We start from the raw sequence: 16,283 nt of genomic DNA on the forward strand, positions 1-16,283 counted from the left end.
CGGTTTTCACCTGTTCACGCAAGCGTGAACGCGGATTTCCCAAGAAATCATCTCTATTTGACAAAACAATGAAGATTTTGATGGGTAAATCATTGTCAAAAAAGCCCATGTTTGCATCAAAATATCCCGCTGAAAATTAAGGCCTAATTTCCTTTCATTTTTGCCAAAAAATGCTTTAATTTTGTCATAATAATAAATGCATTCTAATGCATGTGAACTATAAGGTGACCTGGTTTTTATTCGGTCTTGTAACTTGTTGATATACAGTTTGAAGTAAAAATACATTAGAGTCCAGTCATCCCGACAAAAAACAAAACACCGCTGATAATCAGCTACTTTTGTGGCGAAAGTAGACAAAAACTGAAAGCGGTAGACAATGGTAGACAGTTTGATTTGAGGAAATCAAATCAAACGAGATGAAAAGAAAGAAAATAGCGATCTTGCCGGAAATCAATGATTGTGGCAAAGATCTTTCCAAGAAGTGGTTTGTGTACTACTCGTATAGAGACCCTCGAAACGAAAAAATGAAGCGTTTCAAGATGTACCATGGTTTGCATAAATCAAGGATTACGAGGGTAGGATGCAAGCGGTTCTGTCGCATTAATTAGCCACAATTCAACAATTTCTAATTTTGCCATTCAACTAAAACAATTATTCGATGTTCAAGCGCCACAGATATCCCAAAGCGATAATTCTTCAAGCCGTTTATTTAAAATTGAGATTCACTTTAAGTTATAGGGATGTAGAAGAACTGCTTTTAATAAGAGGAGTAAAGATTGATCATTCTACAATTCAAAGGTGGGTTGATAAATTTACCTCTTTGATCGAAGCGAATATGCATAAGAGGAAGCAGCAAGTTTGCGACAGTTGGAGGATGGATGAGACCTACATCAAAGTTGGTGGTAAAGATCGTTACCTATACAGAGCTGTGGATAAGTATGGGAATACGATCGACTTCTTGTTAACCAAGCGAAGGATGAAAGGATCTGCTCAGAAGTTTCTGAATAAAGCCATAGGTAAAAATGGTAAACCACGTATAATCAACATTGATAAGAGTGGTGCCAATAAGCAAGGAATTAAAACCTACAACAAGCGAAATTTTAAGAACGTGAAATGGAGGCAATGCAAGTATTTAAATAATATTGTGGAGCAGGATCATCGTACCATCAAAAGAAGAATAGCAATCACCACCGGATTCAAAAGTTTTGAGTCAGCGCAACGAACACTAGCAGGAATTGAAATAATAAATATCATAAGAAAGAATCAAATTATTGATTCCAAATCCACTAGCTACAAAACTTTCAATTCTTTAGCTGTATAATTCTGAACAATGGAAATAGATTAAGTTGGATTAACGCGACAGAACCTCGGAGCATCAGTTAATCGTTTTCCCCAATAGATCTTGAATTACCACAGAGGCACAATAACAACCAAAAATAGGTGGCATGTAGGATATTGTACCAACTGCTGATTTTTTATTGCGTCCCTCTTCAATTCGAACTCTTTTTGGATCGACTTCCTCTGGCGAAAAAACCACTTTAACTCCTTTTCGAATATCAATTTTATGCAGGCGCTTTCGAATCATTTTGGCCAATCTGCAATTGTAGCTTTTCGAAATATCGCTGCTTTGTACTTGCGATGGATCGAATTTTCCACCAGCCCCCATCGAACTAACAATTGGCAGCTTGGATTGCAGACTGTGAGAAATTAAGAAGACTTTAGGAGTCAGTGTGTCAATCGCATCAACCACGTAGTCGTAGACCGATTCGTTGAGGATTTCCACCATTCGATCTTCTTTCAGGTATTCATTGACGATTTTGATTTTTAAGTCGGGGTTGATATCTAAGAAACGTTTTCCGAGGAATTCAGCTTTTGATTCGCCCTCATTACTAACCAACGCAGGAAGTTGCCGGTTTCTATTGGTCTGTTCTACCACGTCGCCGTCAACAATGGTAAGTTGACCGACTCCTGCCCGGCATAATTGTTCGGCTGCATAAGCTCCGACACCGCCCAGTCCGATTACTAACACGTGTGCTTTTGCTAACTTCTCTAATCCCTCTTCTCCCAGCATTAATGCTGTTCTATCTTGCCACTTCGCCATGTTCAAAAATTCTCTGATAGTTTTTCCAAATCGTTTCTTTTAAATCCCGGCTGTCTATTTCCAGAATTTGGGCTGCAAAAGTATAAATTGTTTCTATTTTTTCAGAACTTTCGTCGGTTTCGAAGAATAATTTGTCGAATGGGATTTCTTTTAGTGATTGAACGAGCTTGTTTTCATTTTTCAGGATTCGGGCTCCAAACGAAAAGTGAAAATTATGATTGAGCAATTGCTTTGTGGTTTGTAAATTACCTTGATAACCGTGCAAGATCCATGGAATTTCTACCTTTCTGTCCTTTTTGATTTTTATGATGTCGGGATACGTTTTTACGGCATGAATGACAAGCGGTTTTTGGTGTTTTTCTGCCAATTCTATTTGGCGAATGAACACCTGCTCTTGGAGCTCTACTGAGGTGTCTATTGCCCGATCAAGTCCACATTCGCCAATGGCTAAAACATTTTTATACTGAGCCACTTTTGCTAGCTTTTCAATCATCTGGTCCTGCTCAAATGCTTTAATATCCCACGGGTGAAATCCAACCGAATAGTTTTGTTCCTGTCTTTCAGGGAATTCGAACTGAATTTGATGATTAACCAGTTGAATGCCGGCAACAGCTGCTTGATGATGAGTATGTATATTTACAAATTCCATATTACAAGCTAGCCCAAATTCGAGCCAATGAAAAACCCGGAGCATCAATTTTTAAATCCAGAAAATAACCAAATGGAGTTTGCGCCGTTTCAAAGTCAGCATTTTGTAAACGTTTTTCAGCCAGATCAAATAACTCTTTTGTAAACTCTACGCTGGCTTTTGATTCAGATAAATGTGCAAAGGAATGCAGAATAACCCGTTTGCACTCATTTTTTCGGGCTGTCCATTTGATATGATTTACGAGTTTTTTCTCGCGGCTTTTTACATCTTTTTCTTCGTCCTGCTCTTCAACCTGTATGAAGGCCAAAATACTGTCGTTATAGGAATTTGCCTCGGTCACTGTTTCTGCATCCTCCAAATTCTTTTCAGAAGGAACATAGCTGAATTCGTTGACATACATGACTAATACTTTCATAAATTCTGTTTTTATTCGACTGATCGGTTTTCAAAATTAGCTTCTTTGTTTCGAAAACCCTTAACTTGGGATGGCTGTTATTTAATTTTTTCTACATTTGGGTAGTCGTGAGATTTATGCAAGTATATCGGATAATATTCGCTTTGATGCTAATTGGGGTTTCAATTCCCGGTAGGGCACAACTTTCTGATGGCGGAAAACCACTGGACATTTCCTATTCACTTTCGTTCAAAAGTAATTCGGTTGTAAGTCTGCCGCCGGTGAATAATGATTTGCTGCTGAAAAATAGTATTGCAAAATCGAATGAGAACAGATTAAAACCTTTTCGTTTTGCAGAATCATTAGCGGTTAATCTGACTTCTCAGAACTCGGGGCAGTGGTTTGTATTAGATGATCACAAAGTATGGCAACTCATTATTACGTCTTCAGGAGCAAAATCCTTGAACCTTATTTTTGATCACTACCGATTGCCTGAAGATGGGCGGTTGTTTTTGTTCTCAGCTGACAGAAGAGATCTGATTGGAGCTTTTACGGCAAGAAATAATAAACCGAGCGGTACTTTTGCTACTTCTCCGGTAGTTGGTGATCAATTAGTTGTTCAGTACGAAGAACCACTTGATGCTTCATTTAGCGCAGAGTTATCTATTTCACAAGTAAATCATGATTTCGTAGGCGTAAAATCCTTAAAGTCTGATCGTCGGCCGCTCGGAGTTTCCGGATCGTGTAACATCAATGTAAACTGTGATTTAGTTGAGGCTTATGAAAATGAAAGTAATGCCGCTTGCCGGATTATTGTAAGTGGAGTAGACTTGTGCACAGGCGCTTTAGTTAATAACACGAATAATGATGGAACTCCATACGTTTACACAGCAGGGCACTGTATCGATTCAAATAAAAAGGCATCAGAATCAATTTTCTTATTCAACTATGAATCGCCGTACTGTGGAGATATTGATGGTGATGCCAGCCATTCGTTAAGTGGAAGTATTTTGAGAGCTGAATCGGATCAGTTGGATTTCAGTTTGGTTGAGTTAGGCACGATTCCTCCGGCCAACTACCGACCGTATTTTCTTGGGTGGGAGCGGGGAGATACCCCTCCAGACTCAACGGTTTGTATTCATCACCCACTGGGGGATGTGAAAAAGATGACTGTTGACAGGCATTCTCCGCAAATTAAAACCTACAGTTCTGATTATATTGATAATGCCCATTGGTTTATTGGCAATTGGGAGGAAGGGACAACCGAAGGTGGTTCTTCCGGTGCACCTCTAATCAATGATGAGCGACGTTTGGTCGGTTCGTTGACCGGTGGAGCGGCAACATGTGATGCTCCGAATCGTGATTATTTTGCACGCCTTGGAGTTGCTTGGGATTATTATTCTCAAGACAGTCAACAGCTCAAAAAATGGCTTGATCCATCCAATTCCAATTCAAGCTCGATTGATGGATTAAACCCCTATTCAACAGATAAAGCATGCGGTGCCTTTACCAATTTTAGAGATGAGGATACGCATGGGAATATTGAAATTGTAGAGCAAGGAGTATCAAAAGGTTACTGGAGTGGGAATAACGGGTACGGTTTTCAGGAATTTGCCGAGAAGTATACACTGACAAATCGTTCCGAAATTTCAGGAGTATCGGTTGGTGTAGGAAAAGCATCCTTGGGGCATCTCAGTTCTGACGGTAAAATTCGTGTGTCCATATACGAAGGAACAGACTATCCAACGGATTTGATTTATGATCAGGCTTTTAGCCTGGATGCCATCGATGAAGGAGTGATGAACTACCTTGAGTTTAGCCAACGTGTAGTGACTGAAGGTAACTTTTTTGTGGCCTATTCGCTGGATTTGTTGCAGCAAGAAGATACGTTTGCCGTTTATTTGGCAGAAAGAGAGGTTGATCCCTTGAATTCATTCTACATAAAAGATGGAACTGATTGGTATACTTATCAGGAAAAAACCAACACATCAGAGGGCTCGGCACTTTTAATGGAGGTGGTGCTTTGCAATATTGATGCAGCAAGGGAAAGGGACACATTGAAAAATGCGAATCTTGAATTTGAAGTCTTCCCAAATCCTTTTCATGCTCATCAAAAATTAAGAGTAAAATTCAAACAAGAGGTTAATCCTTTTATCGTGCAGGTTTTTGATTTAACGGGCAGACAAGTTAATGTGCAATATGAAAAGCCAGGAGATAAATGGCTTAGTTTTGATTTTTCGGGGCAGGCTCCCGGTAATTATTTTCTTAAGATTGTTGAGCGGAAGAAGCGATATTCCGCAAAAGTCGTATTTCTGGGTGACTAACGATTCGTGGTTGTCTTTTCCAAAATGATTTTCCTGGCCTGATCAACGGTTAGTTTTTTAGCAATTATTTTTTTGTCTTTGTCGAGCAAGTAGATCATTGGGGTTGTTCGTGTGTTGTAGTTGATTTGAAAATTACTTACTCTGTTCGGATCCCAGACATTGATCCATCCATTGAGTTCGTGTTCTTCAATAAAATCGAGCCATTCTTCTTTGTTATCCTGTGTGTTTACAGCCATGATTGTTAAAGCCGACGGATCGATTTCCAGAAATACTTTTTCGAACAACTCAGGAATTTGCTTTTTACAGTGACCGCAATTGGGCTCCCAAAAAGCGAGTAGGGTGTATGGCGTGCTGATTTGGTGCAAACTATGGTATTCTCCATCCGGATCTTCCAGGAGTAGCTCGCGGGCCGTTTCTCCAATCAAATTATTTTTTCGAAGGTAGACTTCCCGGCGTATAGTTTCCAGCGTTTTATCTGATGCCCAAAAGGCATCGCCGCTCAAATAATATTTTTCTGCCAAGGCAACAAATACGCTTTCCATGCCCATGTAATGTGATTGTACGCTGTTGTTTAAAATATAAGCCGTTAGGTTTTGAAAGATTTCGGGCTCAATTTTGCTTTGTTCAATCAGCTCAATAGCTACAGGTAAAACCGAATCAGGATGTTGAATGAGTATCTGGTTGAAATAGTGATCTAAACGGTTGTGAATGGTCGGTGTTCGCCACATTCGCTTGTCAAACAAATCAAAATGATCCCAGTAGTGATTTTTATTGAATTGATAGCGATTGAGCCATAATAAGCTATCGTTTGCTTGTATTTCTTTTGGCAGTTCAGATTCATTCAACTGTAGCCGAATGTTGGATGCAACAAACTTACCATAGAACGTACCATCATACTTCTTAGCTTCCTTTTTCCAGTATGCCTGAACACCATTGTCAAGTTCAGTCAGCTTTTTGTTAAGTATTTGTGCTGAGTCTGGTGACGAGGGAAGCTCTTGGAGTTTTTCTTTCAAAATCTTAGCTTGTGCCTTCTGGTCTTTCAAGTAGTCCACGTATGTTTGAAATTGCTGACTCTCCTTCGCTTTGCTAACCTTTATTTTTTCAGCTTCTTTACTAATGCCCAAGGATTGGTCGTTCCCCAGTAAAAAATCATGCAGGTGGTTAGCATCAAAATAGAGCGTGTAAATACCCTCCGGGAGAAGTTCGTTTCCTGAGAACTGACCTTCGCCGTTTTCGTTGAGTACTGTGGTATCGTTGGCAAAAATTTTCCCATTGTAATAATGAGCTAGCACCACGGTGTCATTTCTCTGTTCAGGGAAAACGAGTTTGATTGACAGGGGTTGGGCGCAAAGTGATTTTGTAAATAAAGCAAGAATAAGAAGACTATATAAGCTCGTATATTTTTTGTGCATTGTAAGTGTTCGAAAATTGAGTTTCTAATATCGTTTTCCGCTGTTCTATTTCGTCGGGGGTGATTTCTTCTTCAAACTTTTGCTGGATGAGCTGAATCATGTCTTTTATATTGTCAGCCACGTAACACAAATGGGCAAGTCCGGTATTTTCTACCATCGGCGAATTTGTAATACAATGGCGGCCAAGAAACAAGGAAGCCAACAGCTTTAGTTTCAATCCGGTTGCCTGAAAAGTTGGAATCAGGCTTATTTGGGCATTCTGAATAAGCTGATCCATGACTTTTATTTCGGGGTCAGCTACCAATGAAACATGTGGTAGGTCGTTGATCCTTTTAATCATGCTTTCCGGCGGATTTTTACCCGCGATTACCACCGACAAAGTTAATTCAGAAAAAATGCGATCCAATAAATAGTTCACCGCTTTTTGGTTTTCGCTAACGCTTAGATTTCCATGAAATAAAATGTAATCGCCTTGCCCTGTTTTTACGTTTACCTTATCAAACGGATGAAAAGCCGGTATGAATTTACCCATCCGATATTTTGTTTTGAAATATTTCGTATCGTCGGGTGAGATACTAAGAATGTCGGAAGCTAGTTTCAATTTTTTCTCGAAACACCTAAGTTTAATTGCTTCTTGCTTAAAATAGTATTGTTTGAAAACATTTTTCTCTGCCAGGCTTAAATACCTGTAATAGTGATGCTCGATGTTGTGGGTGCGTACAATTTTTTGATAGGCACCCATTAGCGGATGATTGATATAGTAACAAGAATGAAGTCCTTCAAACAGGATGGGGACAATTTCTTCTTGCAAATTTTTAAGCAACCGCTTAGACTGGCGGGTTCCCACAATGTAGGGTAGCGATGAAAATAAATAAAGAGGTCCCGATTTGCGCTCGTAATAATAAACTTTGTAGCAATATTTCTCAAGTTCTTTTGATTCTTCCCGACCGTAATGAAAGCAGTGCAAAATAATCTCGATATCGGCAGCTGCCAGATGCTTTATTTTATAGAAAACGTCAATAATGCCACCATAGTTGGGGGGATAAGGAATATTAAAGCTAACTATGTGCAGTCGTTTCTTCATGTAAAGACTAAAAGTAAAAAAAAACCGCAAGTATAGTACTTCCGGTTTCTATTTTTACAACAGGTCTTTTGGTTAGTTTTCGAGTTTGATGCCACCATAACGGCTTTTTATGGTCACTTTGGCTTTTGTTGCATTACCAATATTGCCTAGCACGCTAAAGCGGTGGTCTTCTTTTTCGCGATTGCCGACAAATTTCTCTTCCGGATATTTGACATCGCAATAGTCGCAGCTGGCATTCAGATAATACTCGGCTTCATCCAGTCCAATTTCAATTCCTCCATAGTTATTGGTAATATCAATATTCTCAAACGTGTCAGCCACTTTATCTATTTGTACTGACCCGTATTGAGTGTCGAGAACCAATGATTTTCCCAGTTTTTCAATGTCGTAATTGGTGTATTTTGAGTCTGCTTTTAAACTGTTGATTTCCTCAATGGAAACACCATCGTATTTCGACTCAAGGGTTAACGCATCAATTTCTTCAATATTTAAACCTGAGTATTTGGAATCGGCATACATCGACAGAGCTTGACCAATAAAGAGCTTGGAGTAGCGAATTTCAGTTTGCAAGTGGTTGACCGATTCAATATCGGCTTTGCCATAGGCAATCTCCATGTTAATCTTGCTGTTTTCAGGAGCCAGCAAATCGCCGGTGCTGATGTTTCCGTAGCTGATGTTAAATTTACCGTTCGCATTCAGCTTGTTGATAACGACATCGCCAAATTTATTGGCAACTGTTAAATTACGATCAGCGGGAATATTGATGGTATAATCGATTGAGAAATTGCGCTTGGTTTTAAAATCGTCCTTAATTTCCGTTTCAACCTTGAGTAAACTCCCAACCCGGTTGATCTTTATTTCGATTTGATCGAGCAAGTACTCGGCTTTCCCTTCATTTGAATTTTCAACCGTTATCAGTGCATCCACAATAATCGAATCGCCACCAAAGTCATTAATCGTAATGGTTCCAAATTTATTGGTAATGTCCAATGAGTTGATGACCGATTTTAGGTAAGCACTGTGTTCTTCTCGCGTATATTCATCAGCTTGTGCCGATAGATACAGCAGCCCAAAAAACAGGAATAATAGTTTAAATTTCAGTTTCATTATGTGTCAGTTTTTGTTGTTTTACTTCCTCTAGCTTGTTAATAATTATCTTGATCACGCTAAGCTTTGCCTGGTAATACTCCAGCATCGCCTTAATCACCCGTTCATCATCAGGATTTGCTTTTAGTTCTTTTTGAAGTTGGTTTTGCATCTGATCGAACTCTTGCATTTCATTTTCCATCATTTGCTGGTCAGCTTCCGAAATAAATCCTTCCTGGTTCAGCTTGTCCCATTCGTTCAAACTCTGGTCGATTGATGAAGTGTAATAAAACTCTACTTCTCCATATTCTTCTGAAACCGACGCTAACGTGGCTTTCTGATGTTGCCCTGGTGTAAAATACATTCGAAGCTGATTGCCTAAAAGTAGCGCAAAGATAACAGCAGCGGCTATTTGTAAGAACAATTTTCTATTCCATTTTTTCTGATGCCTGAACTTCTGATCCAATTTGGCTTCAAACCGATCAAAATGTCCTTGCGGCGCATCATCCTCAAATGCTTCTCTGTTTTCCCGAAATATCTTTTCCAGTCTGTCACTCATTGTCTTCGGTATTAATTAATTGAAAATACTTCATCCTTTTTTATATAATCACGCAACTTTCTTTTGGCCCGCAACAATTGGGAACGCGACGATGAACTACTAATATTTAGTATTTCCGAAATTTCATCATGATCGTAACCTTCCAATAAGTACAAGCTGAGCACAACACGATATCCATCCGGAAGTTGGAAAATAGCTTGCTTTATTTTTTGCACATCCACTTCTTTGATCTCCATCAGTGGATTTTCAACCATTTCCCCGGTAATGCGTTCGTCCAATTCTTCGAGCTGTACTTTTCTTTTTTTTAGATGATCCAACGAACGGTTTACAACAATCCTTTTCAGCCAGGCTCCAAAACTTACCTGCCCCGAGTAAGTTTTAATTTTTCTGAAGGCATTTAAAAACGCTTCCTGCATGATGTCTTCAGCCTCGGCTTCGTTGCCCACAATTCGCAAGCTGGTGTTGTACATCGATTTATAGTACAACTTATAAAGCTGAAACTGCGCATCACGTTCTTCTGCTTTGCAACGGTCAATCACATCTTGATGAATATTTTTATAAAGAGATTCCAAGTGCTTTGTCGTTTCTGGTTGAAAGACGATCAGTAAAACAGCTTTGTTGCATTTGAGTGAATATTTTTCTGTATTCTTTGAACCAGACAACAAAATTATGAATTATAATAGTTTTACTGACTGTAAGAAATTAGTTTTGTAATAAATCACAACCAACTATGGGACACGACCACACACATACACACAAGCGATTGAAGATTACGATCATCCTCAATGTTGTCATTACGTTGGCACAAATAGTCGGAGGAATAATTTCAGGAAGTTTAGCTTTAATATCTGACGCGCTCCATAATTTGAGCGACGGTTTTGCTGTTGCTCTTGCTTATATTGCCGACCGGTTAGGCAATAAAGAAAAGACATCTAAAAGTACTTTTGGGTACAAACGTGCTGAGATTCTGGCTGCCTTTATCAACGCCTTGATTCTGATTGCTATTTCATTTTACCTGATGGTTGAAGCTGTAAAACGTTATATCGATCCACAAGTGATTGACTTTAGATGGATGCTGTGGCTTGGACTTTTGGGTGTTGTTGCAAATGGATTTTCGGTTTTTTTATTGCATGGAGATCAGCACCATAGCTTGAATATAAAAGCAGCTTACCTGCATCTGATGGGCGATGCCTTAACTTCCTTGGCAGTTATCGCAGGAGCCATATGTATTTGGCAATGGGACTGGTATTGGATTGATCCTACCGTGACCCTGCTAATCAGCTTTTACCTGTTGTTTCACACCTATAAGCTACTCAAGGAATCGACCGAAATACTGATGCAGTTTGCGCCACCCAATATTCTTCCCGACGAAGTTGCTAAAAGACTTTCGAAGCATCAACTGGTCAGCAAAACATACCATGTTCATATTTGGCGGTTGACCGACAAAACGGTTCACTTTGAAGCGCATGTGGTTTTAACTAACGATCAGAAAATATCGGAAACAAAACTGCTGAATGAAGATCTTGTTAAAATTCTCAAAGAGGAATTTAATATTCAGCATATTACCTTGCAGTTTGAATGTGACGGATAGAGAAACGTACTTCCATTTTTCAATATCACTTTCCGTATTTCTTTCGTGTTGAAAGTCTTGCTTATTTTACATCAAACCACAACTATAGGACTGTTAGCGGTAATTGAAATCAGGTTGAAAGTCTTGCTTATTTTACATCTTATCACAATAAGGCTATATGCCGAAGGTGCTAAAACCTGTACTCCCGCTTCGGTGGGAGTTTTTTATTTTATCGCGTTTTTCCTGTCTCTCCAACCTTGTTATTTTTTTGTGTATCCGGTTCTTACGTTTTGCGCCTATTAAAGTAGTATTTTGCTCATTACTTTAACCAAATTATGGCCTTAAGTTCATGAGTTAAGCGTTTTTCAGGATAAACCCTGCTATTTTTCACAGGAATGAGAGAGTTATGATTAGTAGTAGCTGCGAAAAATAGATGCATATGACAACTTTTAACGAATTTATCTACATTTGAACTACAGAAAATTGCTTTTCATTGGTTCGCTTATCGTTTAGTAATGGAAACCTCTCAACGAAAAATTATACATATCGATATGGATGCTTTTTATGCATCGGTAGAGCAACGGGATGATCCTGACTTAAAAGGAAAGCCGGTTGTTGTAGGCGGCGATAGTACGCGGGGTGTTGTTGCTGCTGCCAGTTATGAAGCGCGACGCTATGGGGTGCGCTCGGCGATGTCGTCGGTTTTAGCAAAGCGTAAATGTCCGGATTTGATTTTTGTGCGGGGCAATTTCGACAAGTACAAAGCGGTGAGCCAGCAAATTCGCGATATCTTTTTTGAATATACTGATCTGGTTGAGCCCTTGTCATTAGATGAGGCTTTTTTAGATGTCACTTTTGCGAAGAAAGGAAAACCATCGGCGACACTTATTGCCCGGGAGATTAAAAAGCGAATTAAAGAGGAAACGAATTTGACAGCTTCGGCTGGAGTTTCCTATTGCAAATTTTTGGCTAAGATAGCTTCTGACGAAAACAAGCCGGATGGGATCTTTGTGATTACACCTGAGGAGGCGGTGCCTTTTATTGAACAGTTGGAGGTTCGTAAGTTTTTTGGAGTTGGCAAGGTTACAGCCGAAAAAATGAATAACCAGGGCATTTATTTTGGTGCTGACTTAAAGCAGTTTGAGCTTCAGGAGCTGATTCGTCAGTTTGGTAAATCGGGTGCCTACTATTATCACATTGTACGGGGAATTGACGAGCGACCGGTGGTGGCCACCCGTGAGCGAAAGTCCTTAGGTGCTGAGCGCACTTTTGGGCACGATTATTATTTGTTGAGGGATCTGGAAGAGCAGCTCGAAAAAATAGAAACTGAGGTTTGGAATCGGCTTCAGCGAGCTAATATGCGAGGAAGAACGTTAACCTTGAAAGTGAAATTTGCAGATTTCGAACAAATTACTCGGAGCAAAACGCTTGATAAGAATATTGATTCTTTAACACTGTTGCACCAACATGCTTTTCAACTGCTCAAGCAAGAAGAGCCTTTTATCAAAGCAGTCAGGTTGCTTGGAGTAACCATTTCGAACTTTGAAGAACCCAAAAGGGAGGCCGTTCAACTCACAATCAATTTCTAGCTTTATTTTCGGTTGAAACGAGCATGTAAAGGCCATCCATGCAGGAGAATCATTATAAACGAGTTCCATCGAATACCGTTGAAAATTTTAATTTATAATGAGTTGAAAATTGCATTCGGAAGCTTAAAATAAAAAGCCGAACCTTTTGTCGGCTCCGATTCGATCCAGATTTTTCCTTTTAGCAAATCGCAAATTTCCTGACAAATTGCTAATCCTAATCCTACACCTCCATATTTTCGAGTACTGGTGTCATCAATCTGCCTAAACCGTTCAAATATGATCTCTTGCTTTTCTTTTGGAATTCCAATTCCGGTATCCTTCACATAAAAGGTAAGGTCTTTTCCTTCAACATGACAGCCAAGAGTAATACTTCCGTCTTCGGTATATTTAACGGCATTACTCAGTAGATTGGTCAGTAACTGGGTTAGCTTTGTCTTGTCAGCTTGAATTTGCAGGTTGGGATACTTGTTTACGCAGTCGTCAAACTGAGCTTCAATATGATTTTTATTTTTCTTGCTTAGTTCACTCTCCAGATAAAATCGTAGTGATTTATATAAGTCGCCCAGCATAAACAACTCAATTCGAATTGGAGTTTGATTAGACTGGAGCATTGTTAAATGAAAAATGGACTCAATAATTGAAAGCAGGTGGTTGCCACTATCAAAAATGATCTTTGCCATTTCAATCATCTCGCTCTTCGCTATATTTTCATCCATCAACTGGCTAAATCCGATGATGGCATTAAGCGGGGTGCGTAATTCATGAGACATGGTAGCCAAAAAAGCAGACTTTAAATAATCAGCCTGTTCTGCCTTTTCTTTGGCATTAATCAGCTGGATTTCCGTTTGTTTTTGTTCCGTTATATTAATGCCGATCCCTCTGGCTCCGATTATTTCTTGGTTTTCATCGTAAATCGGGCGGGCAGAATTGCGTATCCAAACCAAATCGTTGTTTTTGGTTTTTAATCGAAATTCGAAAGACGGAATCGCCTGATCGTTAATCAGGTCGTTAAAGTTTATGTTAATATTCGGCAGATCTTCGGGCAAAATAACATCGGTAAACGGTTGCCCGATGAATGAATTTACGGAATAGCCGCTTAAGGTTTCAAAGCTTGGACTTAAATAACTGAAATCCCAGTTGCTATCAATTTCAAAAAAGATATCGTTGATGTTTTCAACCAGATTCTGGTATTTTTCGTGGCTACGTTTTAATTCATTGAGCGCATTAATCCTGACCGTGATATCCAAAAGCGAAGCGACAGACATCGTTGTTCCATCAATGATATCAATGTTCAGAAGGACATGGTGTTTTTTGTTTTTTCGGTCAATCAGAGTGAACTCGTATTGTCTGGGGGCCTTTTCTCCTTTTTCCCTTCTTGCGTCATGAAAACGTTGCATGCGGTGCAAATCTTCAGAAGAGACAAAGTCTGTCCACTTCATGTTATTTTCAAGTTCGTCTTTGGAATAGCCCGTTAGCTCTTCCAGTTTTTCGTTACTCAGAAGTAGTGTTTTATCTTCACGAATAATACAGGTTGCAGTGCCGGTATTTTTAAAAATAGCTTTGTAAAGAACTTCGCTTTGCTTGAGTGCATCCTCATTTTTTTTCTTCTCAGTAATGTCACGGGCAATACCCAGTACGCCAATCAGTTTTCCGGTGCAATCCCGCATAGGGGTCTTTATTGTTTCTAACAGTACTTGGTGGTTGTCACTAGCGAAAGTGACCCATTCCAAATTTGTTTTTGGTTGATCAGCCGTTATTGCAGCTTGGTCGTTCCTTCTGAAAAAGTCAGCCAGTTCTCTATCAACAAAGTCATAATCTGTTTTGCCCACAATATCTTCTTCCCTGGCACCAAAAAATTGTTCGAATTGACAGTTACAATTCAAATATACGCCATCGACATCCTTTAGCCAGACGAGGTCAGGAATGGTTTCAATTACCGTTCGAAGGTGAATCCGCTCATTATTTATGGCTCGGCGAGTTTCCTTTTGTAGAGTGATGTCCGTAAAAACACCAAGGATAACGGTATCTTTTCTTAGCTTGAGCACATGACCCGAGACAAGTGCATTTCGTACTTCTCCGCTTTTCAGACAAAAGTCGTATTCTTTATTTTTAACCGATCCGTCTCGCATTAATAGCCGGATATATTCATCTCTGTTTCTTAGATCAGCCCATAACCCAATTTCTATTGTTGTTTTGTTTAAATATTCCTCTTGTTTCCATCCTGTAATCTCTTCGAAGCTATCGTTTGCCTCAATAATTCTTCCGTCATGAGCCGAGGTTAACATGATTACGGTGGGGCTTGATTGAAAAGCTTTCTTAAATTTTTCTTCGCTTTCCAGTAGCGCTTGTTCCGCCTTTTTCCGCTCTGTAATATCTATAATGTAACCTTCCAGAAATTCGATCTCCTTATTTTTGTTTTCAACTCCGGTTCCTTGTTCCCAAAACCACCGTTTTTTTCCGTCTTTTGTAATGATCCGATATTCGATTGTAAAACGTGTTCTATTCGCGATGGCTTTGTTTATTTCGACTTCAACATGTTCTCTATCTGCGGGATGAATAAGATTTGCGTAGGAAATTTTTTGATTGTTTATTAGTTCGTCTGATCGGTATCCTGTCATTTCAAAAACAGCATCACTAATAAAAGACATCGTCCAGTTCTCATCAGCCAAGCACCGGTAGGCAATTCCTTTCAGGTTGCTGATTAAAGTTGATAACTTCCGGTTGGCTTCCTTCAGTTCTTTTCCCATAATTCGGCGATCAGAATGATCAATCAACGAAATCAATACCCGGTTATAATTGTGGTGACCTGTTGTGCTAATCCATTTTAGGATATAATATCTCTTCTCACCATCGGGCAGTCTAAATGATATTTCGGTTCGGAAACGAGTTGCTCTTATCTGTATCGCTGAAAGTAAATCAATTATACTTTTAAAATTCCGAGCCTGATATAGTTCAAACAAACAGCTTAATTCTTCTTGCTTTTCACCAAATATTTCCCGGCTGAAATTTGACGATTCGCGATTAAAGTTTAAAATCTTTATACTTTTTAATAACTGGATGAAGTCTGCCTGAGAATTACTAAAATGGTTGTGCAGATCAGTAATACCTTTTAAATTTAATTCTTGAGTTTTTAAATATGCCGGGCTAAAGTCAATTTCCCATACTGGAATTGCTAAATCATTAAAACTATTGGAATTGCTTGATGCAAAAGTATCGTTTTTCTTTTGCGCTGCGGAGGGTATCTGCGTTTCTTTTTTCAATTGCTCGAGCTGCTCTTTTAGTTGTGCACTTTTCGCTTGCTCTTCTTTCAACTGATTCTTCAGATTCTCTATTTCATCTCTTTTCGCAACCAATATTGTATGCTGTGGGTGGTTATACTTCATAATCCGTCTCCTCTATCCTTCTGTCCCCATTCTTTTACTTTGCGGAAGCCAAATTAGCAAATAATTATTTAATTATCTATAAATGTATGATATGTTATTAGCTTATTGATACTTATTGGGATGATATCTAAA

At 39.2% G+C, this 16,283-nt stretch carries 13 protein-coding genes; 4 read left to right on the forward strand and 9 right to left on the reverse strand.

All coding sequences use genetic code 11. From position 1 onward, the window contains the following. Positions 1 to 658: 658 nt before the first annotated feature. The gene (locus GR929_RS00475) at positions 659 to 1,321 is read left to right on the forward strand and encodes an IS6 family transposase (RefSeq protein WP_159516951.1); all 663 of its coding nucleotides are present in this window, start codon (positions 659 to 661) and stop codon (positions 1,319 to 1,321) included. A gap of 54 nt (positions 1,322 to 1,375) precedes the next feature. Here GR929_RS00475 and GR929_RS00480 read toward each other — a convergent pair whose 3' ends face one another. Genes GR929_RS00480 through GR929_RS00490 form a run of 3 tightly spaced genes read right to left on the reverse strand, consistent with a single transcriptional unit; the run spans position 1,376 to position 3,165 of the window. Beyond that, complete coding sequence (locus tag GR929_RS00480) at positions 1,376 to 2,101, reverse strand: tRNA threonylcarbamoyladenosine dehydratase (RefSeq protein WP_159516952.1); 726 nt, start codon at positions 2,099 to 2,101, stop codon at positions 1,376 to 1,378. After that, a complete protein-coding gene (locus tag GR929_RS00485) occupies positions 2,082 to 2,750 on the reverse strand; it encodes a TatD family hydrolase (protein WP_159516953.1) in 669 nt (222 codons plus the stop codon). Before GR929_RS00485 ends, GR929_RS00480 begins: the two co-directional genes overlap by 20 nt. A gap of 1 nt (position 2,751) precedes the next feature. After that, a complete protein-coding gene (locus tag GR929_RS00490) occupies positions 2,752 to 3,165 on the reverse strand; it encodes a threonyl-tRNA synthetase editing domain-containing protein (RefSeq protein ID WP_159516954.1) in 414 nt (137 codons plus the stop codon). 146 nt (positions 3,166 to 3,311) lie between these two features. Here GR929_RS00490 and GR929_RS00495 point away from each other — a divergent pair, with 146 nt between their 5' ends. Continuing rightward, the gene (locus GR929_RS00495; RefSeq protein ID WP_159516955.1) at positions 3,312 to 5,468 is read left to right on the forward strand and encodes a trypsin-like peptidase domain-containing protein; all 2,157 of its coding nucleotides are present in this window, start codon (positions 3,312 to 3,314) and stop codon (positions 5,466 to 5,468) included. On the opposite strand, the gene GR929_RS00500 is transcribed toward GR929_RS00495, so the two are convergent. From GR929_RS00500 to GR929_RS00520, 5 genes are all read right to left on the reverse strand, one after another. Then, positions 5,465 to 6,880: a TlpA family protein disulfide reductase gene (locus GR929_RS00500; protein WP_159516956.1), complete on the reverse strand. Its 1,416-nt coding sequence runs from the start codon at positions 6,878 to 6,880 to the stop codon at positions 5,465 to 5,467. The genes GR929_RS00495 and GR929_RS00500 overlap by 4 nt on opposite strands. Continuing rightward, on the reverse strand, positions 6,852 to 7,964 hold the full coding sequence (locus tag GR929_RS00505) for a glycosyltransferase (protein WP_159516957.1): 1,113 nt from the start codon (positions 7,962 to 7,964) through the stop codon (positions 6,852 to 6,854). The genes GR929_RS00500 and GR929_RS00505 overlap by 29 nt, the downstream gene beginning before the upstream one ends. A gap of 72 nt (positions 7,965 to 8,036) precedes the next feature. Then, a complete protein-coding gene (locus GR929_RS00510; RefSeq protein WP_159516958.1) occupies positions 8,037 to 9,071 on the reverse strand; it encodes a hypothetical protein in 1,035 nt (344 codons plus the stop codon). After that, entirely contained in the window at positions 9,055 to 9,609 is a 555-nt protein-coding gene (locus GR929_RS00515) for a hypothetical protein (RefSeq protein WP_159516959.1), read from the reverse strand. Before GR929_RS00515 ends, GR929_RS00510 begins: the two co-directional genes overlap by 17 nt. An 11-nt stretch (positions 9,610 to 9,620) precedes the next feature. Continuing rightward, positions 9,621 to 10,181: an RNA polymerase sigma factor gene (locus tag GR929_RS00520; protein WP_201300861.1), complete on the reverse strand. Its 561-nt coding sequence runs from the start codon at positions 10,179 to 10,181 to the stop codon at positions 9,621 to 9,623. Positions 10,182 to 10,339: 158 nt separating this feature from the next. On the opposite strand from GR929_RS00520, the gene GR929_RS00525 reads away from it, so the two are divergent. Next, the gene (locus GR929_RS00525; RefSeq protein ID WP_159516960.1) at positions 10,340 to 11,200 is read left to right on the forward strand and encodes a cation diffusion facilitator family transporter; all 861 of its coding nucleotides are present in this window, start codon (positions 10,340 to 10,342) and stop codon (positions 11,198 to 11,200) included. Between the two features lie 494 nt (positions 11,201 to 11,694). Beyond that, a complete protein-coding gene (gene dinB, locus GR929_RS00530; protein WP_159516961.1) occupies positions 11,695 to 12,768 on the forward strand; it encodes a DNA polymerase IV in 1,074 nt (357 codons plus the stop codon). Positions 12,769 to 12,860: 92 nt separating this feature from the next. Here the strand turns inward: dinB and GR929_RS00535 are convergent, their stop codons facing one another. Further along, a complete protein-coding gene (locus tag GR929_RS00535) occupies positions 12,861 to 16,151 on the reverse strand; it encodes a PAS domain S-box protein (protein ID WP_159516962.1) in 3,291 nt (1,096 codons plus the stop codon). Positions 16,152 to 16,283 lie beyond the last annotated feature (132 nt).

Origin of the sequence: Sunxiuqinia indica (genome assembly GCF_009847015.1) — a bacterium.
GTDB lineage: Bacteria > Bacteroidota > Bacteroidia > Bacteroidales > Prolixibacteraceae > Sunxiuqinia > Sunxiuqinia indica.